Origin of the sequence: Halomonas sp. BLK-85, assembly GCF_044792155.1 — a bacterium.
Lineage (GTDB): Bacteria > Pseudomonadota > Gammaproteobacteria > Pseudomonadales > Halomonadaceae > Vreelandella.
Genome location: NZ_CP087731.1, coordinates 2,506,467 through 2,529,019 on the forward strand (window position 1 = coordinate 2,506,467; position 22,553 = coordinate 2,529,019).

20 protein-coding genes are annotated in these 22,553 nt (G+C 56.5%); 4 read left to right on the forward strand and 16 right to left on the reverse strand.

The features are described 5' to 3' along the window. Positions 1-32: 32 nt before the first annotated feature. The 13 genes from LL947_RS11415 to doeA form a co-directional block, all read right to left on the reverse strand. A complete protein-coding gene (locus LL947_RS11415; protein ID WP_499833258.1) occupies positions 33-890 on the reverse strand; it encodes a cytochrome c oxidase subunit 3 in 858 nt (285 codons plus the stop codon). Next, on the reverse strand, positions 883-1,449 hold the full coding sequence (locus LL947_RS11420; RefSeq protein ID WP_290822102.1) for a cytochrome c oxidase assembly protein: 567 nt from the start codon (positions 1,447-1,449) through the stop codon (positions 883-885). The genes LL947_RS11415 and LL947_RS11420 overlap by 8 nt, the downstream gene beginning before the upstream one ends. An 18-nt stretch (positions 1,450-1,467) precedes the next feature. Then, complete coding sequence (ctaD, locus tag LL947_RS11425; protein WP_290822101.1) at positions 1,468-3,117, reverse strand: cytochrome c oxidase subunit I; 1,650 nt, start codon at positions 3,115-3,117, stop codon at positions 1,468-1,470. Between the two features lie 101 nt (positions 3,118-3,218). Next, complete coding sequence (gene coxB, locus LL947_RS11430; RefSeq protein ID WP_499833259.1) at positions 3,219-4,364, reverse strand: cytochrome c oxidase subunit II; 1,146 nt, start codon at positions 4,362-4,364, stop codon at positions 3,219-3,221. 136 nt (positions 4,365-4,500) lie between these two features. Next, positions 4,501-5,238: a DUF2189 domain-containing protein gene (locus LL947_RS11435; protein WP_499834419.1), complete on the reverse strand. Its 738-nt coding sequence runs from the start codon at positions 5,236-5,238 to the stop codon at positions 4,501-4,503. Positions 5,239-5,778: 540 nt separating this feature from the next. Further along, positions 5,779-7,260: a metal-dependent hydrolase family protein gene (locus LL947_RS11440; RefSeq protein ID WP_499833260.1), complete on the reverse strand. Its 1,482-nt coding sequence runs from the start codon at positions 7,258-7,260 to the stop codon at positions 5,779-5,781. Positions 7,261-7,428: 168 nt separating this feature from the next. Beyond that, positions 7,429-7,776 carry a putative quinol monooxygenase gene (locus LL947_RS11445; protein WP_290822095.1) on the reverse strand — a complete coding sequence of 116 codons (348 nt, stop codon included), beginning with the start codon at positions 7,774-7,776 and terminating at the stop codon, positions 7,429-7,431. A gap of 69 nt (positions 7,777-7,845) precedes the next feature. Further along, positions 7,846-8,523: a haloacid dehalogenase type II gene (locus LL947_RS11450; RefSeq protein WP_499833261.1), complete on the reverse strand. Its 678-nt coding sequence runs from the start codon at positions 8,521-8,523 to the stop codon at positions 7,846-7,848. A gap of 165 nt (positions 8,524-8,688) precedes the next feature. Continuing rightward, a complete protein-coding gene (locus LL947_RS11455; protein WP_290822091.1) occupies positions 8,689-10,122 on the reverse strand; it encodes an aspartate aminotransferase family protein in 1,434 nt (477 codons plus the stop codon). A gap of 121 nt (positions 10,123-10,243) precedes the next feature. Further along, positions 10,244-11,746, reverse strand: coding sequence for an NAD-dependent succinate-semialdehyde dehydrogenase (locus LL947_RS11460; protein ID WP_499833262.1), 1,503 nt, complete (start codon positions 11,744-11,746; stop codon positions 10,244-10,246). A 216-nt stretch (positions 11,747-11,962) separates the two neighbouring features. Beyond that, the gene (locus LL947_RS11465; RefSeq protein ID WP_290822089.1) at positions 11,963-12,439 is read right to left on the reverse strand and encodes an Lrp/AsnC family transcriptional regulator; all 477 of its coding nucleotides are present in this window, start codon (positions 12,437-12,439) and stop codon (positions 11,963-11,965) included. Positions 12,440-12,456: 17 nt separating this feature from the next. After that, positions 12,457-13,473 carry a N(2)-acetyl-L-2,4-diaminobutanoate deacetylase DoeB gene (gene doeB, locus LL947_RS11470; RefSeq protein ID WP_499833263.1) on the reverse strand — a complete coding sequence of 339 codons (1,017 nt, stop codon included), beginning with the start codon at positions 13,471-13,473 and terminating at the stop codon, positions 12,457-12,459. 27 nt (positions 13,474-13,500) lie between these two features. Then, positions 13,501-14,703: an ectoine hydrolase DoeA gene (doeA, locus tag LL947_RS11475; protein WP_499833264.1), complete on the reverse strand. Its 1,203-nt coding sequence runs from the start codon at positions 14,701-14,703 to the stop codon at positions 13,501-13,503. Positions 14,704-14,923: 220 nt separating this feature from the next. Between doeA and LL947_RS11480 the strand changes: the two genes are divergently transcribed. The 4 genes from LL947_RS11480 (at position 14,924) to LL947_RS11495 (ending at position 18,951) form a co-directional block, all read left to right on the forward strand. After that, on the forward strand, positions 14,924-15,850 hold the full coding sequence (locus LL947_RS11480; protein WP_290823852.1) for a 2-hydroxyacid dehydrogenase: 927 nt from the start codon (positions 14,924-14,926) through the stop codon (positions 15,848-15,850). A gap of 183 nt (positions 15,851-16,033) precedes the next feature. Beyond that, positions 16,034-16,714 carry a hypothetical protein gene (locus LL947_RS11485; protein ID WP_290823850.1) on the forward strand — a complete coding sequence of 227 codons (681 nt, stop codon included), beginning with the start codon at positions 16,034-16,036 and terminating at the stop codon, positions 16,712-16,714. A 3-nt stretch (positions 16,715-16,717) separates the two neighbouring features. Continuing rightward, a complete protein-coding gene (locus tag LL947_RS11490) occupies positions 16,718-17,650 on the forward strand; it encodes a LysO family transporter (protein WP_499833265.1) in 933 nt (310 codons plus the stop codon). A gap of 68 nt (positions 17,651-17,718) precedes the next feature. After that, complete coding sequence (locus LL947_RS11495; protein WP_499833266.1) at positions 17,719-18,951, forward strand: nucleoside recognition domain-containing protein; 1,233 nt, start codon at positions 17,719-17,721, stop codon at positions 18,949-18,951. Positions 18,952-18,954: 3 nt separating this feature from the next. Here the strand turns inward: LL947_RS11495 and LL947_RS11500 are convergent, their stop codons facing one another. The 3 genes from LL947_RS11500 to LL947_RS11510 form a co-directional block, all read right to left on the reverse strand. Then, positions 18,955-21,144 carry an OsmC domain/YcaO domain-containing protein gene (locus LL947_RS11500; protein ID WP_404414046.1) on the reverse strand — a complete coding sequence of 730 codons (2,190 nt, stop codon included), beginning with the start codon at positions 21,142-21,144 and terminating at the stop codon, positions 18,955-18,957. Positions 21,145-21,550: 406 nt separating this feature from the next. Next, positions 21,551-21,808 (reverse strand): HigA family addiction module antitoxin, encoded by a 258-nt coding sequence (locus LL947_RS11505; RefSeq protein WP_499833267.1) that lies wholly within the window; start codon positions 21,806-21,808, stop codon positions 21,551-21,553. Between the two features lie 293 nt (positions 21,809-22,101). Next, positions 22,102-22,374, reverse strand: a complete 273-nt coding sequence (locus LL947_RS11510; protein ID WP_499833268.1) for an antitoxin — start codon at positions 22,372-22,374, stop codon at positions 22,102-22,104. Positions 22,375-22,553 lie beyond the last annotated feature (179 nt).

The window sequence follows — 22,553 nt, forward strand, 5'->3', positions numbered from 1 at the left end:
GGCATTAAAAAACCGATCTCAGAAAACCTATGTCAGAAAACATAAACAAACAGAAAGAGACCAATCCAGACCACGTCCACAAAGTGCCAGTACCAGGCACCCGCTTCGAAGGCAAAGTGGTTGTCCGCACTGAAATGGCCTTTCAGCACGCGGACCAGCAGCACCGCCAGCACAATGGCACCAATGGTGACGTGCAGACCATGAAACCCTGTCAGCATGAAAAAGGTCGAGCCGTAGATACCCGCTTGCAGCGTCAGGCCCAGATGGTTCCAGGCTTCCACATACTCAACGCCCTGAACCACCAGAAACACCAGCCCCAACAGCAAGGTAACGATCAGCCACTGGCGCAGTTTGGGCCTGTCATTCGCTTTCAGCGCATGGTGGGCAATGGTCAGGGTTACACTGGAGGTCACCAGGATCAGGGTATTGATCAGCGGTAACTTCCACGGGTTGACGACTTCCCACGGCCCGCCAATGCTCGGGTCCGGGGTAGCCATCAAGGGCCAGCTGGCGGTGAACTCCGGCCACAGCAGCGCAGTAACGCCCTTGGCACCCTCGCCATCCAGCCAGGGCACGGCAAATACCCGGACATAGAAAAGCGCCCCGAAAAAGGCCGCAAAGAACATCACTTCCGAGAAGATGAACCAGGCCATTCCCTGGCGGAAGGAGCGATCCATCTGGCTATCATAGAGCCCGCCCATGGATTCATTGACCACATCCCTGAACCAGCCCGCCATCACCAGAGCAACCCCCACCAGCCCTACCACCAAAAACGGCAGGCCAGTGCCATAGCTCATCAGGGAACCGGCACCAATGGCGGTACTGCCTGTCACTACCACGGCAATGATCGGCCACTTACTGGTAGGGGGAACATAATACTGGCTAGTCATAAGCGCCTCCCAGTGCGACCGTTTCATCTTCATCGCCTGGATAAAGCGAATAGGCCAGCGTGAGTGTTTCAATATGCTCAGGCAGATCCGGGGCAATCTGGAAGACCAGTGGCAACTCAAGGGTCTCGCCTGCCATCAACGATTGCTGCTGGAAACAGAAACATTCCATCTTGCGGAAATGTTCTGCCCCGGCCGACGGCGTGATACTTGGCACCGCCTTGCCTGAACTGGTGATATCGCCCCGATTGGAAAACCGGAACATGGCCTGGGAAATTTCTCCGGGATGCACGGTGATCACAGGGTCCAGCGCCTGCAACTGCCAGGAAAGCCCAGTGCCTGTGCGGGTGACCAGCTGAACGCGCACCTCACGGGATTCATCCACCTCACCGGCGCTGACTACCTGGGCCGAGTTGGCCGTCTTGCCATTGAGGCCGGTGATTTCACAAAAGACGTCATAAAGCGGTATCAGTGCCAGGGTAAAGCCCACCATACCGACCAGAACGCAAAGCGTCCTGATCACGGTTCGCCTGACCCCGGCACGTGCGTGTGTTGTGCTCATGGCAACCTCCAGAAGCGGCTAGTGACGACTCGGCGACTCCGTCAGTGGGTCGAAAGGGGGGGGTGTATCAAAGGTATGCAGCGGTGCCGGGCTGGGTACCGTCCACTCCAGGCCATCCGCCCCTTCCCAGGCGTGGGCATGGGCTTTTTCTCCGCTGCCACGTATGGCCTTGATCAGCACCCAGACAAAAATCAGCTGGGAGAAACCAAACAGGAAGCCGCCAATTGAAGAAAGCATGTTGAAATCGGCAAACTGCAGGGCGTAATCAGGAATGCGCCGTGGCATACCGGCCAGGCCGGAAAAATGCATGGGGAAGAAGGTCAGGTTGACGCCGATCACCGACAGCCAGAAATGCCACTTGCCCAGGGTTTCACTGGCGTAGTAACCGGTCCACTTGGGCATCCAGTAATAAGCGGCTGCCATGATCGCAAACAGCGCCCCCGGGACCAGCACATAGTGAAAATGCGCCACCACAAAATAGGTATCGTGATACTGGAAATCAGCAGGGACGATGGCCAGCATGACGCCTGACAGGCCACCAATGGTGAACATCACAATGAAGCCCAGGGCAAACAGCATGGGGACTTCAAAGGAAATCGAGCCTCTGAACAGGGTGGCAATCCAGTTGAAGATTTTCACTCCTGTGGGCACCGCAATCAGCATGGTGGAGTACATGAAGAACAGCTCCCCCACCAGCGGTATACCGACCGTAAACATATGGTGCGCCCACACCAGGAAAGACAGTAAGGCTATCGCGGCTGTGGCGTAGACCATGGAGGCATAGCCAAACAACCGCTTACGGGCAAAGGTCGGGACGATCAGTGAGACAATGCCAAAAGCTGGCAGTATCATGATGTACACTTCCGGGTGCCCAAAGAACCAGAAAAGGTGCTGGAACAATACCGGGTCGCCCCCTCCGGCGGCATTGAAGAAGCTGGTGCCAAAGTTGATATCCATCAGCATCATGGTCACCACACCCGCCAGCACCGGCATTACCGCGATCAGCAGAAAGGCGGTAATCAGCCAGGTCCAGACAAACAGCGACATATCCATCAGGCGCATCCCCGGCGTACGCAGGTTGAAGATGGTGGCAATGATATTGATTGCGCCCAGAATCGAGCTGATACCTGCCAGGTGAATCGACATGATAAAGAAGCTGGTTGAAGGCGGCGCATAGGTGGTTGATAGTGGCGCGTAGAAGGTCCAGCCAAAGTTAGGCCCGCCGCCTTCCATGAAGAGTGTTGATAACAAAATGCCGAATGCCACCGGCAGTAGCCAGAAACTGAAGTTATTCAGCCGCGGCAAGGCCATATCCGGCGCACCGATCTGCATCGGGATCATCCAGTTTGCCAAACCAACAAAGGCGGGCATGATGGCGCCAAACACCATGATCAGGCCATGCATGGTGGTCATCTGGTTAAAGAATTCTGGCTGAATAAACTGCAGGCCTGGCTGAAACAGCTCGGTACGAATCACCAGCGCCATACTGCCGCCGACAAACAGCATTGCCAGCGAAAACAGCAGATACAGAGAGCCGATTTCTTTATGGTTGGTGGTGACGACCCAGCGCAGTATGCCGGTCGGCCCGTGGGAGTCGTGTGCGCCATCCCCCTGAGCGACAGCGCTCGTGCTCACCTGCACGGTCGCTTGCGACGTATCCGATGCCATAACATTAGCCTCTTGTTTTTACGCTCTTTTTATACGCTTTCCGTATTTCTTGTTATGAGCGTTATTAAGAGCAGTTTATGATTGTTGTTGTCAGCGTTACGCTATTCAGATGCCAGCATTGACTTAATTTCCGCTGGCTGTACCACATCACCCGTCTCATTCCCCCAGGCATTACGCTCGTAGGTAATGACTGCCGCAATTTCAGAAGGCGAAAGGTTTTCACCGAAGGCAGCCATCGCCGTACCCGACTTGCCGTGCAGAACGATTTGCTTATGGCCTTCCAGCGCATCCGGGTCAACCGAGATGCCTTCGCCAGCCAGAGCGGGGAAAGCCGGTGGCACCCCTTTACCATCCGGCTGATGGCAAGCCGCGCAGTAAGTGGTGTAGGTCGCCTCGCCGCGTTCCATCAGCTCATCCATTGACCATTCACGCCCAGAACCTGCCGCTTCAGCCGCGGCGGCATCGCGTTTGCTATCAAGCCAGACGGCGTAGTCTTCCGGGGTCACAGCCCGTACCTCAATAGGCATCATGGCGTGGCCACTACCGCAGAGTTCGGCACACTGGCCACGGTAAACGCCAGGTTCATCCACTTCGAACCAGGTTTCGTTGACAAAGCCGGGGATAGCGTCTTTCTTGACCGCCAGATCAGGCACCCACCAGGAATGAATGACATCATTGGCTGTCAGCAACAGACGGATTTTCTGGCCCGTGGGCACCACCATGGCCTCATCCACTTCCACCAGGTAGTTATCCCCCTTGGCTTGCGATCCATGGATCTGCTCTCTGGGCGTGGCCAGGTTACTGAAAAACTCGACATCGTTTTCGAGGTACTCATAGCCCCAGCGCCATTGATAGCCGGTCACCAAGATGTCGATATCAGCCTGTGAGGTGTCGTACATCTTTTTCAGGGTGGCGGTTGCCGGCACGGCCATCAGCACCAGTATCACCATGGGAACGGCTGTCCATATAATTTCAACGGCAGTATTTTCATGGAAATGCGCGGCGCTGGCGCCTTTGGATTTACGGTAGGCAATCAAGGAATAAAACATGACGCCGAAGACCACGACGGCAATAGCGACGCAGATCCAGAAGATGGTCATATGCAGCCCGAATACTTCCCGGCTGATCTCGGTGACCCCGACCGGCATATTCCAACCGGATGATGTATTGATGGATGATGCCTGTACGGTAGCCGCTAGAAACGGCTGAGACGCGGCGCCCAGGGCGGCCCAGGTAAGTCGGCTCATCAATCCCCCCCTCTTATTGTTATCAGTCAGGAAGTGCAGCCAGAAGATAGATAGCGTTAGAAATTTTCTATCGGTCTTGTTTGAATTGTCATTCAATTACCCAAGGGGCGCTCCCCACGCCCGCGGGGTGTCCCTTTCAGGATTTTTCAGGTTCTTCAAAGCGCACCAGATCTTCATAGGCATGCCAGCTGGCATAACCGAGCACGGGCAATACCAATGCCAGACCGATATAGAAGGTCAGCACACCGGCGACCACACAGCCCGTCAGGATGGCGGCCCACAGCAGCATCGGGCGGAAATTATGGGCAACACTGCGGATACTGGCTTCAATACCTTCCATAAAGGTGAGGTCACGATCCATCAGGGTGGGGATGGCCACGACGCTGATGGTAAAGGCGCCAAAAGCCAGGACGCCGCCAATGGCCGTTCCCACCGCCAGCATGGTCAGCCCTTGAAGGGTGGTAAACAGGGACAGATAGATGGTGTCAACATTGGGCACATTCATGCCGAAGAACAGTGCGAACAACAGCGTCGCCAGGCGAATCCAGGCCAGAAAGAAAATCATCATCATCAGGCCCATCATCGCCAGCTGGCCGGCATGTGGCCGCCAGCACCCCAGGGCGTGCCCAAGGTGAGGCGTTTGTCCACGCTCGATTGCCTGGCTGACCCCATAGGTGCCTACCGCGACCAGTGGCCCGATAAACATGAAACCTGCGATCAGCGGCAGCAGCACGTGCCAGAAGCCCATTGTCACTGCACCCGCGGTGACAGCCAGGCTCAGCCCCACCCAGAAGATACCGTAAGCCAGACTGACCACTGGCGCCCGGCGAAAATCCTCCACACCCGCCAGCAGCCAGGACTTGGGGTTGTCCATCGTCACTGTGTTGATATGAATCTTGATTATCGGCGGTTGTTGAGAAGCAGCGGATGCGGTTTCTTCACCTTGCCCGCCAGAGTCGGGTGCGATCCCGAGTGACGAACCGGCTTTTTCGGGTGAGTCTTTGGCAGCGCTTTTCACATCAGTGCTGTTCATCGCGTAGCCATCTACGGAAGAACTCTTCATGGCAGAACTCCTTTTATTGTTATTGGCGTTGACCTTGCCAAGTCGATATTGTCCATCATCGCCGCTTCCGGATAAGTGGCTAAGAGCCATCCAGCCACAAAGTCATGACATTAAGGATTTATTAAGCAGGCTATACTCACTATAGATGATTCCTCGGCTAACGAAGGCGCCTACCGACAACGAGTACAAAAAGTACACGGATCGCGCAGTTAGCATCGAAAAAATTGGCGGATGGGGCATATGAATAACATTGGTTCTTGATAGCGGCACTGACTCATTCACACTTCACTACTTCAGAAACACCAACACCCTCAATGGAGGGTGTTGGTGATAAGTCAATGCTGATAACGCTTAACGTTGATCTTTGTAGATGCGCCCTCCTTTCATGATCATGCTCAGGTTGCGCTCAGGATCATGCAGAAAGTCCAGGTTTTGGCTTGGATTGCCCTCCACCAGCAGCAGATCAGCCAGCGCACCTTCTTCTATTTTGCCCAGCACGCCGGGATAAGGGTTACGCGGGCCGGAAAGTGCCAACAGCTCGCCATTGCGCCCGGTAGCCATGGCCAGCGCTGTCAAGGGATCGTAAAAACGCGTCAGCTTGGCCAGGTGGCGCAATTGGTTAGGGGTATTCTGGGGATTAAACAGAATATCGGTTCCCCAGGCGGTCTTGACGTTAAAACGCTGGGCCATTTCATAGGCACGTAGCGTACCTTCCGCCACCTGCCGCTGGGATTCACGGCGCGCGGCGTCTGGATAGACGTTAGCATCCTCATCCTGCAGAAAAGGTTGCAGGCTCCACCAGGCGTCGTGATCGGCCATCATGCGCACACTGTCTTCATCTGCCAGCTGGCCATGTTCGATCGATCTGACCCCCGCCCGCAGCGAGCGCTGAATCCCCTTGGAGGTATACACATGCACCATGACGTAGGTGCCCCAGTCGTCTGCCGCTTCTACCGCTGCGCGCAGTTCACGCTCGGTAAACTGGGTGCTGTCCAGGGGGTCATAGGATGACGCGACGCCGCCACCCGCCATCAGCTTGATCTGCGAGGCCCCCAGCATCAGCTGCTCACGGGTACGGCGTAACACCTCCACTTCACCGTCGGCAATCATGGCCACGCCCTGGCGCTCGGCTTCGCTTAGCGGGGTTGTCGTGCCGCGCGGAACTTCATGGCGCATACGAAAATCGCCATGCCCGGAAGTCTGGGAGATCATCGCACCGGCTGGAAAGATACGCGGCCCAACGGCGACGCCGTTGTCAATGGCGCGTTTGAGCGCAAAGGAAGGGCCGCCCACATCACGCACCGAGGTTACTCCACGCATCAAGGTGCGCTCGGCTTCCCGAGCTGCCACCAGGTGCACGTAACCGATATCAGCCGTCATGGCTTCCACCTGGGAAATCGCCGCCAATGTAGTATGCCAATGCGCATCAATCAGGCCGGGCATCAATACCCGCCCGCCGCAGTCGATGACATCAGCCTCTCCGGTGTCAGCATCGGCGGGCAGAACGGCGGTGATCTTGCCACCCTCCACCCTGACCGACATGCCGTCCTGCAGGGCCCTGCCTGTGCCGTCAAACAGTTTCAGGTTGGTCAGAAGCATGGGCCCATCACGCTGTTCGGGCTGCTGACCCACCGCAAAAGGCGTATGCAGCCCCGCAAACATGGCCATGACCGCAGCCGTCCCGCCCAGCATCTGCCGCCGAGTGATCTCGGCCATCACACGGCCATGAAACTGCTGCAGCACTGGCGAACCACAACAGCAGGCGCCATGATGATGCACTGTCGCTGGCTGACGTTGGAAGAACGGTATCAACATTGAACGGGAATCAGACATGAATGGCTTCCTTATAACCCCATAATCCCCCAAAAAGGGCAGCGGATGACACCCTTGCTAACCCGCACCCTCTTAAAAGGTCCTGTTACAGTGTTCCAGCCTGGTGAATGAAGCCTGGCCAGTATCGGATTCATTTCAGCGCCAGGAGCGCTCAGTTCCTGTTATCGCTCAGACCTGAGGCGCATCAAAGTTCCAAGGTTCATCAGTGTAGACACACACGTTGGCATCTTCGATATCGCCGTCTTCAGCTGCCACATGGCGGGCAAAAAAGTCCTGGATCTCGCGGCGCTGGCAGTGCGCTTCAAATGCTTCCCGGCTGGCCCAGATTTCGTGAAAGACGATCGGATCGCTGTTCCCTTGAGCAAAGGGGTTATCAATCTGGCGGGTCACAGTGTACTGAAGGCAGGCATCCTCCCGTCGGGTGTTGGGTTCGAGAGCCTGCAGCGCCTTGAATACGGCTTCTTCCTTGCCGGGCTTGGGTTTAAAACTGGCAATACAATAGATTTTTTTTGACATGTTAGCGCCTTGTCGTGTGCATCAATAAAGGGTGGCAGTTTACTCAACCACCGTGGTTTCGGAGATACATCAGGTCAGTAGTCGTTCCGTTAGCGCCTGCAAGTCCATGACCGTCATGTCCGGTTCGATCCCCCAGGGATCAAACGGCGCATCCGCATGGCGGCGTACCCAGGCACTGCGTAAGCCGGCATGGCTTGCTCCGATGACATCGAAGGCATTGCTGGAAATCAGCCAGGTATTCTCAGGACGCGATTCCAGCCGGGTGCGCAGATGGGTGTAAACCGCCGGGTCGGGTTTAAAGCGTTTCACTTCGTCGACGCTGATAATGTCGTCCATGAATTCACCCAGGCCGCTGCGTTCAAGCAGTTGGCTGACGGCTTCCCGGGTACCGTTGGAAAAGGGCACACAGCGCACATCGGCGACTTTCAGACTTTGCAGGGCAGGCGCGGCATCAGGAAAAGCGGGCAGCTCGGCATACACGGCCATCAGATGGTCGCAATCGTTATCCGTCAGCCCGGCCTGCAATGCACGGTCGGTAAAGATCAGCGCTTCGCGGGTACATTGCCCAAACGGCAGGTAATGCCCCATCAGGGTATGGCGAAAGCTGTACTCCAGCTGTTTGTCCCGCCAGCGGCGCGCAAATTCAACGGCCTTGCCAGGCTCTCCCAGGCGCTTTTCAAGCTCAGCAGTGACCCCCTGGGTGTCAATCAGGGTGCCGTATACATCAAAGGCGATCACGGGGTGCATACTTTCCACTCCAGTTGTCTTGAGTTGTCACGTTACCTGAGTTGTTAGATATAACACCATCCCTCGATGCACAATCATCAAACACTCTGGCGACCGAAACAGCAACGCCGCTGCCTGGTCAATCAGGCAGCGGCGTCAAGAAAACACGACAGAAAAAAGTGTGGGTTATACTGCCAGCACTTCTTCCTTCTCGCCTTTGGTCAGATCACCGGAGCGCACCAGCTCATCGGTGACGTTATCGACGGCACGCTTGGCGCGGCTGATCATTTCATCCACCTCGGCGCGATTGATGGTCAGCGGTGGGGCAAAACCAAGAATGTCACCCTGCGGCATGGCGCGCACAATCAGGTTCTCTTCCAGAGCGGCCGCCGAGACCCTTGGGCCGACTTTCAATGCCGGGTCAAAGTGCAGACGCTGCTTGGCATCGGGAGAGAATTCCAGAGCGGCCATCAGGCCCACGCCGCGTACATCCCCCATCAGCGGGTGACCTTCAAACGCTGCCTTGAGCTGCTGCTGGAAGTAGGCGCCGGTATCCGCGGCATTACCCACCAGGTTCTCGCGCTCAATGATATCCAGGTTGGCCAGGCCAGCGGCACAGCCCAGGGCATGACCGGAATAGGTCCAGCCGTGGCCGAACGGGCCAAACTCACCGGTGCCCTGCTCCAGCACTTTCCAGACTTTATCGCCAACAATCACGCCAGAAAGCGGCTGATAAGCGCTGGTCAGGCCCTTGGCGATAGTAATCAGGTCAGGCTGCATGTTGTAGTGGTGGCTACCGAACTCGGAACCGGTACGGCCAAAGCCGCAGACCACTTCATCGGCAATCAGCAGGATGTCGTACTTGGCCAGCACGGCCTGAATACCTTCCCAGTAACCTTCCGGCGGCGGCACAATGCCCCCTGTACCCAGCACTGGCTCGCCGATAAAGGCAGCAACGGTATCCGGGCCTTCTTCAAGAATCATGGCTTCGAGCTTTTCCGCGCAGAACGAGGAAAATTCGCGCTCGGTCATGCCGTGCTGTTCCGCCGCCCGGTGGTAGTAGTAAGGTGCTTCGGTGTGACGGATAGTGTCAATCGGCAGATCGAACTTGTCATGGAACGCTTTCAGGCCGGTCAGCGAGCCGGAGGCAATACCGGAGCCATGGTAGCCACGCATGCGCGAGATGACTTTTTTCTTCTGCGGACGCCCCAGTACGTTGTTGTAGTAGCGCACGATCTTGAGCTGGGTTTCATTGGCATCAGAACCGGACATACCGTAATAGACCTTGGACATGTTCATGCCAGCGGCCTTGATGATGCGCTCGGAAAGCTCGACCTGAGGCTCGTTGGAGTGGCCTACATAGGTGTGATAGTAGGAAATTTCCATTGCCTGCTTGTAGATGGCTTCCGCGACTTCCGTGCGGCCATAGCCAATGTTGACGCAGTAAAGGCCAGCAAAGCCATCGATAAACTCACGGCCATCCTTGTCGACGATATTGATGCCCTTACCCCCGGTGATAACCCGACCCGGTGCATCCCCGTGAGCGAAATCACGCAGGTGGGTAGAAGCGTGGAAGGTGACCTTGCGGTCACGTTCAATCAAATCCTGATGCAAGCTCATAGCGTACTCTCTGTTCAGATAGTGTCTCCTCTTGCATGACGAGTGTTAACTGAGGAGAGCGTTTATAGATTAAGGCACCCCTTTCAGAAGGCGGTGCCTGTCAGTTATTGACCGTCGGGAATCAGCTTCCTGATACGGAACCGAGGGCGCCCAGGCAGTAGTATTTGGTTTCCAGGTATTCATCAATCCCGGTTGCTCCGCCTTCACGGCCGAGGCCGGACTGCTTGACGCCACCGAAAGGCACGGGGGGCCCCGTCATCTTGACCGAATTGACACTGACCATGCCGTATTCCAGGGCGCGCATCAGCTTCCAGATACGCCGAATATCATGGGTATAGACATAAGCGGCCAGGCCGTATTCGGTGTCGTTGGCCAGCTCGATGACTTCATCATCATCGCTGTAGGCGGTAATACCGGCCACCGGGGCGAAGTTTTCTTCCCGCCATACCTGCATGTCAGGCGTTACCTGAGTCAGCAGGACCGGCATGAAGAAGTTCTCACCCGGCGCCTGACGTTGGTCACCCGCCACCAGGGTCGCCCCGCGGGCAATCGCATCATCGACGATTGCGCTGGCTTTTTCCACTGCCTGACGATGAATCAGCGGGCCAAGGTCAACTTCGCTTTCCAGGCCATTACCAACCGTCAGGGCGGCCATGCGCTCGGCAAACTGTTCGACGAATTCATCATGAATGGATTCGTGAACCAGAATACGGTTGGCGGCCAGGCAATCCTGGCCTGAGGTCTGAAACTTGGCATCCACAGCGGCGTAGGCCGCTTCTTTCGGGTCCATGTCAGGGCCGACAATAAAGGGCGCATTGCCGCCCAGCTCCAGCGACAGGCGCTTGACAGTGCCAGCGCTCTGCTCCATCAACAGGCGGCCTACCCGGGTGGAACCGGTAAACGACAGTGCCTTGATGCGCGGCTCGGCGCACAGGATCCTGGAGACTTCAGCCGGCTCGCCCAGCACCACATTGAAGATGCCCTTGGGGATACCCGCGCGCTCAGCCAGCTCGGCCAGTGCCAGAGCAGAAAACGGGGTCTCGTTGGCGGGTTTGACGATGACCGGGCAGCCTGCGGCCAGGGCAGCGGCTGCTTTACGGGTAATCATCGCCAACGGGAAGTTCCAGGGCGTAATCAGCGCGGCAATGCCTACCGGCTCCTTGAGGGTGCCCAGAGACGCATTGGGAATATGGCTGGGAATGGTTTCGCCATAGGTGCGCTTGCCTTCTTCGGCAAACCAGCGCACAAAGCTGGCGCCGTACTCGACCTCACCCCGGGCGTCCGGCATGGGCTTGCCCTGCTCCAGCGTCATGATGGTGGCCAGGTCTTCACGGTTGGCCTGAAGCAGGTCATACCATGCCAGCAGTCGCTCGCAGCGCTCATCGGCACGCAGCGCACGCCAGTGAACAAAGGCCGACTCGGCGGCATCAACGGCAGCAGTGATCTGGTTAGCGTCCAACAAAGGAATATGGCCGAGCACTTCCCCCGTTGCCGGATTGGGAACCGCTTCTTCCCGATGGCCGTGGGTCCACTTGCCATCAATATAGGCATACTGACGAAACAGACGCGGGTCTTCCAGGCGCTCGGCCAGAGTGATTGCGTGGATGGCGGTCAGTGCTGACATGGAAACCTCCCTGAGCGATCACGCCGTGGCATTGACCACGGCGCAACATCATTGATTCACGATATAAAGGCACAACAGCCAAATAGACCATTGGCGATTCGATGAACTCAGAGTAAGCCATAAGTCGCACGAAGTGCTTTTGAAAGCGCCCGTTAAAAATGGCGTTTTTTTTGTGTCTAGCGGTTTAACATGGTGTTTTTTTGGCCCGTCCACCCATCAGCCAATATCGTTCGGATCGATCTCAAGTTCACTACGTTTGACTGATTTGGTCACAATATAGGTGAAGTAACGCTCTATACCGGCCTCAGAGACAAGCCACTGATCCATCAGGCGTTGATAGCCGTCGATAGTGCGAGTTTCAAATTTCACCAGGTAATCCACGCCGCCACCCACAGCCACGCATTCGGTCACTTCCGGCGTTTCCATCACCAGGGCTTCGAAGTAGGCAAAGCTGGCTGCATCGTGCTTTTTAAGTTCGATCTGCACCCACACAGGGTTACGGGGTACCAATATCTGTGTATTGATGCGGGCGCTGTACCCCTGGATCACACCGGCCTTTTCCAAACGTTTTACCCTTTCCCAACAGGGGCTGACCGACAGATTGATCGCCTCGGCCAGTCTGGATTTGGTAATTCTCCCGTCTCGCGAGAGGATGTTCAGAATTTTCAGATCATAACGGTCAAGTTTCATCATGGAAGGTATTTGTCGCCTCAGGCGTCAAGGGTCTCCACTACGTCGGCAATCACGGCCAGCGTATCGCCCATGTTGATCAGCGCCGGCGCACGCCGCGCCATCAGCACACCGTCACGCTCGGCATGATAGGTCACCGGTGCGCTGCCGCTGCGTGTCATATCGTATACACGGGCAATGGGCTGGCCTCTTGTCACGCTATCACCCAGTGCCACCAACAGTTCCAGCACCCCACTGTGCTGACTTTGCACGTAACAGCTGGCATCCGGCATATCCAGATACTGCTGGCCGCCTTGCGGCATTTCCACCTCGCCCTGAATCAAGCCATAATGAATCAGGAAGTTGCGTACACCGCGTTCGGTAATCGCCATGCTGTCAGGCGTGGAGGTACCACCGCCGCCCAGTTCAGTGGCAACAAACACCTTGCCCTGGCGTTCACAGGCAGTATCAAACAGCTTTTCTGCATCAAGCTCGAACATCACCATGGCATAGGGGGCGCCGAATGCCTTGGCGCCTTCCAGTGCGGCTTGCTGCTGACCTTTATCATCCAACACATGCGAAGCGCCAAAGGGCAGAATATCCAGCGTGCGACCACCCGAATGCAGATCCAGCACCACATCACTCATGGGAACCAAGACGCGCGTAAAGTAATCGGCGATCTGCTCGGTGACGCCACCGTCAGGGTTGCCCGGAAAACTACGGTTGAGATTACCACCATCCAACCCTGAGGTGCGCTTGCCAGCCATTACCGCGGGTGTGTTCATACAGGGCACAATAATCACACGTCCGGCCACATCTTCCGGCTGCAGGGAAGACGACAGCTTCAGCAAAGAAGTGATGCCCTCATATTCATCACCGTGATTGCCCCCGGTTAACAGGGCCGTAGGACCGTCGCCATTCTTGACCACAGTGACCGGAATCATCACCGCGCCCCAGGCGGATTCATCAGTAGAAATCGGCAATTTAAGGAAACCGTGCTGAACGCCTTCGGCATCAAAATCCACGGTGGCAGAAATCGGGCTGGGCCGCATGCTCATGGTAGTTCCTTGTTCACTGATAGAAAGTTATTTAACGAACAACTGACGCGGAAAATCCGCCAGCGTTTCACAGCCATCCTCGGTAATCAGGATGCTTTCGGTAATTTCCAGCCCCCAATCATCCACCCAGAGTCCGGGCATGAAGTGAAAGGTCATACCGGGGCGCAACTCGTTTTCATCTGAAGGGCGCAGGCTCATGGTACGCTCACCCCAGTCCGGCGGGTAGGAAATCCCGATCGGATAACCACAGCGGGCACCGCCACGGTCAAAGCCGTATTTATCCATGGCCGCGCCCAGCGCCATGGCGATATCCGCCGTGCGGTTGCCAGGTTTGGCCACGGCCAGACCGTTTTCAATGCCTTCCAGCAGCGCCGATTCAGCACGCAGGAAATCCTTGGGTGGCGTACCCAGATAAACGGTGCGCGACATGGGGGCATGATAACGCTTGTAGACACCGGCAATCTCGAAAAAGGTGCCCTCCCCTTCGCGAAACGGCGTATCGTCCCAGGTCAGGTGAGGTGCTGCGGCATCCTTACCGGTGGGCAGCATGGGCACAATCGCCGGATAATCGCCGCCAAACACCTTGCCGTGGGCATCAACATAGCCTTCGATCCCGACCCGGTAGATCTCGGAAACGAGCTTGCTTTTTGGCAAGCCCGGTTCGATCATTTCCAGGATGCGTGAATGCATACCTTCAACAATCTTGGCTGCACAGCGCATATAGGCAATCTCCTGAGGAGATTTGATCGCTCGGCACCAGTTGACCAGACTGTTAGCGTCCATAAAGCGCGCATGTGGCAATTCACGCAGCAGGCTCAGATAGGCCTTGGCAGAGAAGTAATAGTTATCCATTTCCATCCCGACTACCCCATCATGCCAGCCACGGTCCGGCATGATGGATTGAGCCAGATATTCCATCGGATGCATGTCAGGATTCTGCACATAATGATCCGGATAGTAGGTTATATTGTCCGGATCAATCCAGCAGGTGCGCAGCGCGCCGTTTGCATCCATACGGCGGCCGTACCACACCGGCTCACCTTCAAGACCGACAAGCACGCACTGGTGCACATAAAAGGACCAGCCATCATAGCCGGTCAGCCAGGCCATATTGGAAGGGTCACTGACAATCAGCACGTCAATGCCGCGGCCCGCCATTTCAGCGCGGACCTTCCAGAGGCGATTAGCGTACTCTTCACGAGTGAAGGGCAGGGAAACCTGAGTCGTCATCGGGCAACTCGTTATCAAAGGGATCACCAAGAACCGAAAAAGCGACTCTCGTCGCTTTTTCGGACCACCGGATCGACCTGGCCACCCCCGCAGTAGGCCCGCCAATGTCGTCTTAAAGCGATACTAGCACCCTACCTTGGTTGCGGGTCAAAGCCTTTATGACAAAAAATACACCAACCCTGGAAACAGACATCATCGTTAACACAAAAATGGAGCCAGCATGAAAATAGTGGTGCATATTGAAGACGCTCAGCAGTGGCAAAACGCCCTTGCCCAGGCTTTTCCCGATGCTCAGATCACCACCAGTGATGCGCCGCCACCAGCCCGTGCCAACGCTGATTACCTGGCCGTATGGAAGCCTTCGGAATCCCTGTTGCGTGAGCAGACCCGGCTCAAGGCCATCATCAATCTGGGCGCCGGAGTCGACTATCTGCTTCAGACACCTGGCCTCCCCGATGATGTGCCTGTCGTCAAACTCCGCGATGCCGGCATGGGCGAGCTGATGGCTGACTATGTGCGCTATGGTGTACTGCATTTTCAGCGCAGCTTCGACCGTTACCTTGCCCAGCAGCCCAAGGCTCACTGGCTGACCCACGAAGTGCCTGACAAGGCTGACTGGCCAGTCGGTATTCTCGGCCTGGGCGCCATCGGCACGCATGTGGCGAAAGCGCTCAGTGGCGATGGTTTTCCGGTGCTCGGCTGGAGCCGCTCACCCAAGCAGATTGACGGTGTCAGCTGTTATCATGGTGAAGAAGGCCTGGCTGATGTATTGCGCCAGGCACAAACCCTGGTGACGCTGCTGCCGGATACCGCGGCCACCCGTGGCCTGATCAACGCCGAACGTCTGGCGCTGCTGCCTGATGGCGCCAGCCTGATCAACCCGGGACGCGGCACCCTGCTTGACCATGACGCCCTGCTGAGTGCACTGGGCGACAGCGGCCATCTTCGCGGCGCACTGCTTGATGTATTTGCGGAAGAGCCACTGCCAGAGTTCAGCCCGTTATGGCAGCACCCCAAGGTAATAGTGACCCCGCACATGTCAGCCCCTACCCCGCTGAATGAGGCCATCGATCAGGTGATCGACACCTTGCGCGCCTTTGAGGCAGGAGAGCCCGTCGCCACTGTCAATCGCCAGGCCGGTTACTGATGACGCATTTTTTAAATACCCGTTTTAAAAACGCTTTTTTATTAGCAGTTGATCAGGAACCGAATAGCGCCTGCCAGGTTCACAACAGGGTGTACGCTTCCTTCAGAGATATGCCGCCTCATGATAACCCTTGAAGACCCATCGTTATCGAAACCACCCTCTAGCGTGCCCTGGTGGAAAGCCATGGCAGTCAGTGCCGCGCTGCTGATGCTACCCGTGAATAGTTTTGGCATGGCTGACAACATGGCTAAAGATGATGACTTACAGCCCCTGGCTCCCTTTGAAGCCCAATATCGCCTCGAAGTGCGTGGTTGGCCAAGCGCTACCATTACCCATCAGCTGCGTGAGGAAAGCCAACACTGGCTCAGTGACATGCGCTTTTCCATCACCATTGCCCGCGGCCAGGAGCGCAGCCGATTCACAACCGATGACGCCAGCACACACGCCTTGATGTATGACAGCAGCTATTCGGTACTGGGTATCGGTGACAGTTACCAGCTCAGGGCAGACGATATTGCGTCCCTGGATCGCCAGACCGCGATCATCGACCTGGCCAGACGCGCAGACAACGCCAACTGCTCATTCGCGTCTCCTTGCGATATCCACTTCGCAGATCATCGCGGCCGTGAGGAGCACTTTCAGTATTATATGGCGGATATAGATCGCCTTAAGGTGCCTGCTGGCGAATTTGATACCCACTCTGTGATACTGTTCGACAGCGAAAAGCCCGATCGTGAACTGCGTATCAGTTTCCATGCCGATTTTCCAGGGCTGATCCTCGAGGCGCTCTACCAGAAAGACGGTAAACGCGATACCCATATCACCCTCACCCGAATGACCTCAATGGGTGATAGCAAAGACTGATTTATGCTCTCCGGACTCGTTATCGTTTTATTGCCGTTGCTGCTTGGTTACCTGATACCTGTGCGCCAATCCCACTGGCAGGCGGTTATCAACCACGCCGTCAACGGCTCTGTGTATGTCATCCTGCTGCTCATGGGCATCAGCCTTGCCGGGCTTGAAAACCTGGCCTCCCAGCTTTCCAATCTTGGCAGCAAAGCGCTCTTGCTGTTTACCCTGACCACGCTGTTCAACCTGGCGGCCTTGTGGTGGCTTTCTCGCCGCCTCACGCTCAAGGCAGGTACCTCGCCAGTGGTAAAAGACGCTCCTACCAGCAAGCTGGCCGCCATGCAGGGTTCCCTGTTGCTTGTGGCGGTGGTGGTCGCTGGTGTCATTATCGGGCTGCTATTGGGGCCGGCCGTCGGCCAGGCACTGTTTGATACCGCCGACCGCCTGGCGGAGTGGGTGCTGTATGCCCTGTTGGCGCTGATTGGCTGCCAGCTGCGCAATTCCGGCATGCCGCTGCGCCAGATTCTGCTAAACCGCATGGGGCTGGCGATTGCGCTAACGCTGGGCGCCAGCTCACTGTTGGCAGGGCTAGTGGCGGCACCGTTGCTGAGTTTAGCCTGGAACGAAGGCCTGGCCATGGCCGCCGGCTTTGGCTGGTATTCACTCTCGGCGATTCTGATCGGCGATCAGCTTGGCCCCCTGATGGGTGGCGTGGCGTTTTTCAACGACCTGACCCGTGAACTGCTGGCCTTTATCCTGATCCCGCTGGTCATTCATCGCTACACGGCCATGGCGATTGGCTATGGCGGCGCGACCTCCATGGATTTCACCCTCCCAGTCATCCAGCAGCATGGCGGGGTGGCCTGCGTGCCCGTCGCCGTGGTCAGCGGTTTTATTCTGTCGCTGCTGTCGCCGCCGCTGATTCTGTTCTTTTTATCGTTATCAGGATGAATGTCGTCCAATAAATGGCCTAGCATAGGCATTGAGCCTTTTCATCCACGCAAGGACGCTTTGGCACCATGTTAAACGGCATCTGGTTAAGCTTTTTTATCGCGGCCTTTGCCGCCTCATTGTGGCAATGGCTGGTCGGCGGTGATCATGAAGTCTTCGCCCGTCTGGTCGAGTCGCTGTTTGATATGGCCAGGGTCAGCGTGGATATCATCCTGGTGCTGCTGGGCACCATGACGTTGTGGTTGGGGTTTCTGGCGATTGCCGAAAAAGCCGGGCTGATCCGCCTGCTGGGGCGCGCGCTTGACCCACTGTTCAGTCGCCTGATGCCTGAAGTACCCCGCGGCCACCCGGCTATGGGGCTGATCAGCATGAACTTTGCCGCCAACATTCTTGGCCTGGATAACGCCGCCACGCCAATTGGCATCAAGGCAATGCACTCCCTGCAGGAACTCAACCCCAGCCGCGATACCGCCAGCAATGCCCAGATCCTGTTTCTGGTACTCAACACATCCTCGCTGACGCTGTTGCCAGTGACCATCTTTATGTACCGCGCCCAGCAGGGCGCCGAGGACCCGACGCTGGTCTTCCTGCCCATTCTGCTGGCCACCAGTGCCTCCAGCCTGGCCGGGCTGCTGGTGGTGGCGATCGTGCAACGCATCAAACTCTGGCAGCCAGTCATTCTCGCCTACCTGCTGGCCGCCGCTCTGGGGCTCGGGCTCTTGCTGACAACACTTGCCGGCATGTCCGCCCAGGCACTGGCCGCCGCCTCTACTCTGGTGGGTAACCTGACGCTGTTCAGTATTGTCATGCTGTTTCTGTGCGTGGCGGCGCTGCGCGGGGTCAAGGTCTACGATGCCTTCATTGAAGGCGCCAAGGAAGGCGTCAGTTTCACCATTACCCTGCTGCCCTATCTGATTGCCATGCTGGTGGCCGTCGGCGTGCTGCGCGCCAGCGGTGTGCTGGATGGCGGCTTGAGCCTGATTCGCTGGCTGATTGAAGGCGTGGGCTGGGATACGCGTTTTGTCGATGCCCTGCCCACCGCCTTCGTCAAACCGCTTTCCGGCAGCGGCGCCCGGGCCATGATGATTGAAACCATGGACACCTTCGGCGTCGACAGCTTCCCCGGCCTGCTTGCCGCCACCATGCAGGGCAGCACCGAAACCACCTTCTACGTACTGGCGGTGTATTTTGGCGCCGTCGGCATTACGCGCATCCGCCACGGCCTCGGATGCGCCCTGTTTGCCGATGCGGCAGGCATCATCACCGCCATTCTGGTGTGCTACTGGTTTTTTGGTGGATAGAGCTTACGCCGCCCGCACTGAGCGCGCTGCCCGCGCGGCATGGAGCTTCTGATAGCTTTCGATCAGGCGCTGGTGGCGCTCTAACCCTTCCAGCGCCTGGCTGGTGGGCTCCAGACCAAAAAAGCGAACCTCACCCGCGACCGACCCCACCACGGCTTGCATGGTGGCTTCACCAAACATGCGTGTCAGGTTAGGCAGGTAGTCTTCCAGCGCCAGCTCCTCATCGAGGACAATTTCCAGCACAGCGTTCACCGCCTGATAGAAAAGCCCGCGCTCAACGGTATTGTCGTTGTACTGCAGGAACATCTGCACATACTCCAGCGCCGCTTCATGCGCCTGAAGCGCCAGATGGATCAGCAGCTTAAGCTCCAGAATGGTCAACTGGCCCCAGACGGTATTTTCATCAAACTCGATGCCGATCAGGGTGATGATATCGCTATGCTCGTCCACCTCGCTGTCTTCCAGGCGTTCCAGCAGCGCGGCCAGCTGCTCATCATCCAGACGATGCAGATTGAGGATGTCCTCACGAAATGCCAGCGCCTTGTTGGTGTTATCCATGATCAGGTCTTCCAGCGGGTAGACCTCTGAATACCCCGGCACCAGAATACGGCAGACAGGTGCCCCCAGGTCTTCATGCACGGCCACATAGACGTCGGCTTCAAGGTCTTCAAAAATGCCGAACAGCGTATCGGCCTCTTCCTGAGTGGAACCGGAGAAATCCCAGTCGCAGAAATCGAAATCCGCCCGGGCGCTGAAGAAGCGCCAGGACACCACGCCCACGGAATCAATAAAGTGCTCAACAAAGTTGTTCGGCTCGCTGACGGTCTGGGAGTTGAAGGTCGGTAGCGGCAAGTCGTTCAGGCCTTCAAAACTGCGCCCCTGCAACAGCTCGGTCAGGCTGCGCTCCAGCGCCACTTCAAAGCTTGGGTGCGCACCAAAGGAAGCAAACACCCCGCCGGTACGCGGGTTCATCAGGGTCACACACATCACCGGGAACTGCCCGCCCAGGGAGGCATCCTTGACCAGCACCGGGAAGCCCTGGGCTTCAAGCGCCTCAATGCCTGCCACGATGCCGGGGTAGCGGGCCAGCACCTCAGTGGGCACATCGGGCAGGGTCAGTTCCTGCTCCAGAATCTCCCGCTTGACCGCCCGCTCGAAAATCTCTGACAGGCACTGCACCTCGGCTTCTGCCAGGGTGTTGCCGGCGCTCATGCCGTTGCTGAGAAACAGGTTCTCAATCAGGTTGGAGGGGAAATACACCGTCTCGCCGTCGGATTGGCGGGTAAACGGCAGTGCAACAATGCCACGGTCGGCGCGCCCGGAATTGGTATCGATCAGATGCGAGCCGCGCAGCTCGCCTTCCGGGTTATAGATCGCCAGGCAGTGCGCATCCAGGAGCCCTGCCGGCAGTTCGTCATTCGGCCCAGGCTGGAACCAGCGCTCCTTGGGGTAGTGGACAAACTCACTGCCCGCGATCTCCGGCCCGAAATACTGATCGTTATAGAAGAAGTTACAGCTCAGACGCTCGATAAACTCGCCCAGCGCCGAACACAGGGCGGCTTCCTTGGTCGCGCCCTTGCCGTTGGTAAAGCACATCGGCGCCGCCGCATCGCGGATATGCAGCGACCAGACGTTGGGCACGATATTGCGCCAGGAAGCAATCTCGATCTTCATGCCCAAATCGGCCAGCAGGCTGCTCATGGTGGCGATGGTCTCTTCCAGCGGCTTGTCCTTGCCTTCGATATAGGTCTCGCCACCTTCGGGGGCGCCCATCAGCAGCGCCTGGGCGTCCTCGTCGATATTGTCGACCGTCTCGATGACAAACTCCGGCCCGGTCTGCACCACCTTCTTCACCGTGCAGCGGTCAATCGAGCGCAGCATGCCCTGGCGGTCTTTCTCGGAAATATCCTCCGGCAGCTCGATCTGGATCTTGAAGATCTGCTTATAGCGGTTTTCCGGGTCGACAATATTGTTCTGGGACAGGCGGATATTCTCGGTGGGAATATCCCGGGCGTTGCAGTACACCTTGACGAAATAGGCCGCGCACATGGCCGATGAGGCCAGAAAATAATCGAACGGCCCCGGCGCCGAGCCATCGCCCTTATAGCGAATCGGCTGGTCAGAAATAACGCTGAAGTCGTCAAACTTCGCTTCCAGACGCAGGTTATCGAGATAGTTGACTTTGATTTCCATGCGGAGTCCCGGATAAATGAATGAGGGTCGCCTTTAGGCGAATGGCGCCATTATCCAGTTTTTACCCCGGTACGTCTTGGGCTGTGTGGCGAGCGGATGAAATATCCGAGCGTTTTATGAATGGTTCTCACTGGGTAGTGCGCCGCCAGCCAGGCATAGCCGATTTCATCACCCGTTATCGCGCTCAAAATGATTATTCAGCCCCGAAAAGGATTAAAAACTCCAAAAATCATAAAAAAACGACTATAGCAGTAGAGAGGGAAAGAATCTCAGCGCGCCGTGATTCCTGCTATCGGCCAATAGCTTCTGCCAGCTGGCACTGCGTAAATTGTAGGGTAAAACAACCTTTTGCCAGTGCGTGACATCTTGAATTTCCGCCAATTCATCTTCTTCGACTTGTTGCGTCTTATAAAGATCCCACCTGACCTGCAGGTTCAACCAGAAATCGGCTGAGACACCAAAGAATCGAGCCAAACGCAGCGCAGTGCTGTGCTGTGCTAGGCGTAATACCACGCTTCTGATTAACGAGTTCATTAACCCTTTGATAAGGAAAATGAATAGCATCAGCTAGCTGGCGCTGCGTAATGTGCATTGGACGCAGGAACTCCTCTACCAACATTTCGCCGGGATGAGTCGGCTGCCTATGTGTAGGAATACGGACCATACGTCACCTCTAATGGTAATCAGTTAACTCTACTGCGTCGGGCCCAGCATCAGTCCATTTGACGCAAATCCTGTATTGATCGTTCACTCGAATGCTGTGATCACCACCGATAGCGTTCTGGTCGTAGTTATAAGCATTGAAGCACGGCATGTTGATGACGCCGTGTCTGTATGCTTAATCCTACCAAAAACCAGGTATCCTTGGCGTTTATCTGCAGCCTCAACGCTCGCCATCACTGGTGACAAAACCGCAGCGAAGCGGAGAGTTTTGCATCCGGTGCATGGCTTGGTTAGCTATCGATCTTCGTGCAAGCGCCCTTCCACATATTTATGAAGGATGCTGGCAACAAGTGTTTGGTAGGGGATGCCTTCCGCTAGGGCTTTCTTCTGGAGCCCCCGAAGATCCTTGGAGGATAGCCTGATATTAATACGGGCATCTTTCTTGAACATGGCCTCGGCGTATTGTTGATGCCGCTGTTGCCTGTCTTCAGTATCTGGCGACCGCTTTAGTTCTCCTGCATCGAAGGCATCCAGAAGTTCTTGCTCTTCTTTATCCAGCCTACTCATTTTGGACCTCCCAAATAGGTTTTAGTGGCTTTCCGGCTCGGGATGATCGTTTTCAGAAAAACCTCATCCTCAGACTCCACAAAGGGCACCAAATACGCATACGCCTCTATCTCAATCACATGAATTTGTTGTCCCGGATATCCGATCAACGCCCGCCATCACAGGTGAAAAAAACCGCA

Bases quoted from the DNA above. Each gene is read 5' to 3' on its own strand.
- LL947_RS11415 (WP_499833258.1), bottom strand. From the start codon at position 890: ATGACTAGCCAGTATTATGTTCCCCCTACCAGTAAGTGGCCGATCATT.
- LL947_RS11420 (WP_290822102.1), bottom strand. From the start codon at position 1,449: ATGAGCACAACACACGCACGTGCCGGGGTCAGGCGAACCGTGATCAGG.
- ctaD (WP_290822101.1), bottom strand. From the start codon at position 3,117: ATGGCATCGGATACGTCGCAAGCGACCGTGCAGGTGAGCACGAGCGCT.
- coxB (WP_499833259.1), bottom strand. From the start codon at position 4,364: ATGAGCCGACTTACCTGGGCCGCCCTGGGCGCCGCGTCTCAGCCGTTT.
- LL947_RS11435 (WP_499834419.1), bottom strand. From the start codon at position 5,238: ATGGACAACCCCAAGTCCTGGCTGCTGGCGGGTGTGGAGGATTTTCGC.
- LL947_RS11440 (WP_499833260.1), bottom strand. From the start codon at position 7,260: ATGTCTGATTCCCGTTCAATGTTGATACCGTTCTTCCAACGTCAGCCA.
- LL947_RS11445 (WP_290822095.1), bottom strand. From the start codon at position 7,776: ATGTCAAAAAAAATCTATTGTATTGCCAGTTTTAAACCCAAGCCCGGC.
- LL947_RS11450 (WP_499833261.1), bottom strand. From the start codon at position 8,523: ATGCACCCCGTGATCGCCTTTGATGTATACGGCACCCTGATTGACACC.
- LL947_RS11455 (WP_290822091.1), bottom strand. From the start codon at position 10,122: ATGAGCTTGCATCAGGATTTGATTGAACGTGACCGCAAGGTCACCTTC.
- LL947_RS11460 (WP_499833262.1), bottom strand. From the start codon at position 11,746: ATGTCAGCACTGACCGCCATCCACGCAATCACTCTGGCCGAGCGCCTG.
- LL947_RS11465 (WP_290822089.1), bottom strand. From the start codon at position 12,439: ATGATGAAACTTGACCGTTATGATCTGAAAATTCTGAACATCCTCTCG.
- doeB (WP_499833263.1), bottom strand. From the start codon at position 13,473: ATGAGCATGCGGCCCAGCCCGATTTCTGCCACCGTGGATTTTGATGCC.
- doeA (WP_499833264.1), bottom strand. From the start codon at position 14,703: ATGACGACTCAGGTTTCCCTGCCCTTCACTCGTGAAGAGTACGCTAAT.
- LL947_RS11480 (WP_290823852.1), top strand. From the start codon at position 14,924: ATGAAAATAGTGGTGCATATTGAAGACGCTCAGCAGTGGCAAAACGCC.
- LL947_RS11485 (WP_290823850.1), top strand. From the start codon at position 16,034: ATGGCAGTCAGTGCCGCGCTGCTGATGCTACCCGTGAATAGTTTTGGC.
- LL947_RS11490 (WP_499833265.1), top strand. From the start codon at position 16,718: ATGCTCTCCGGACTCGTTATCGTTTTATTGCCGTTGCTGCTTGGTTAC.
- LL947_RS11495 (WP_499833266.1), top strand. From the start codon at position 17,719: ATGTTAAACGGCATCTGGTTAAGCTTTTTTATCGCGGCCTTTGCCGCC.
- LL947_RS11500 (WP_404414046.1), bottom strand. From the start codon at position 21,144: ATGGAAATCAAAGTCAACTATCTCGATAACCTGCGTCTGGAAGCGAAG.
- LL947_RS11505 (WP_499833267.1), bottom strand. From the start codon at position 21,808: ATGGTCCGTATTCCTACACATAGGCAGCCGACTCATCCCGGCGAAATG.
- LL947_RS11510 (WP_499833268.1), bottom strand. From the start codon at position 22,374: ATGAGTAGGCTGGATAAAGAAGAGCAAGAACTTCTGGATGCCTTCGAT.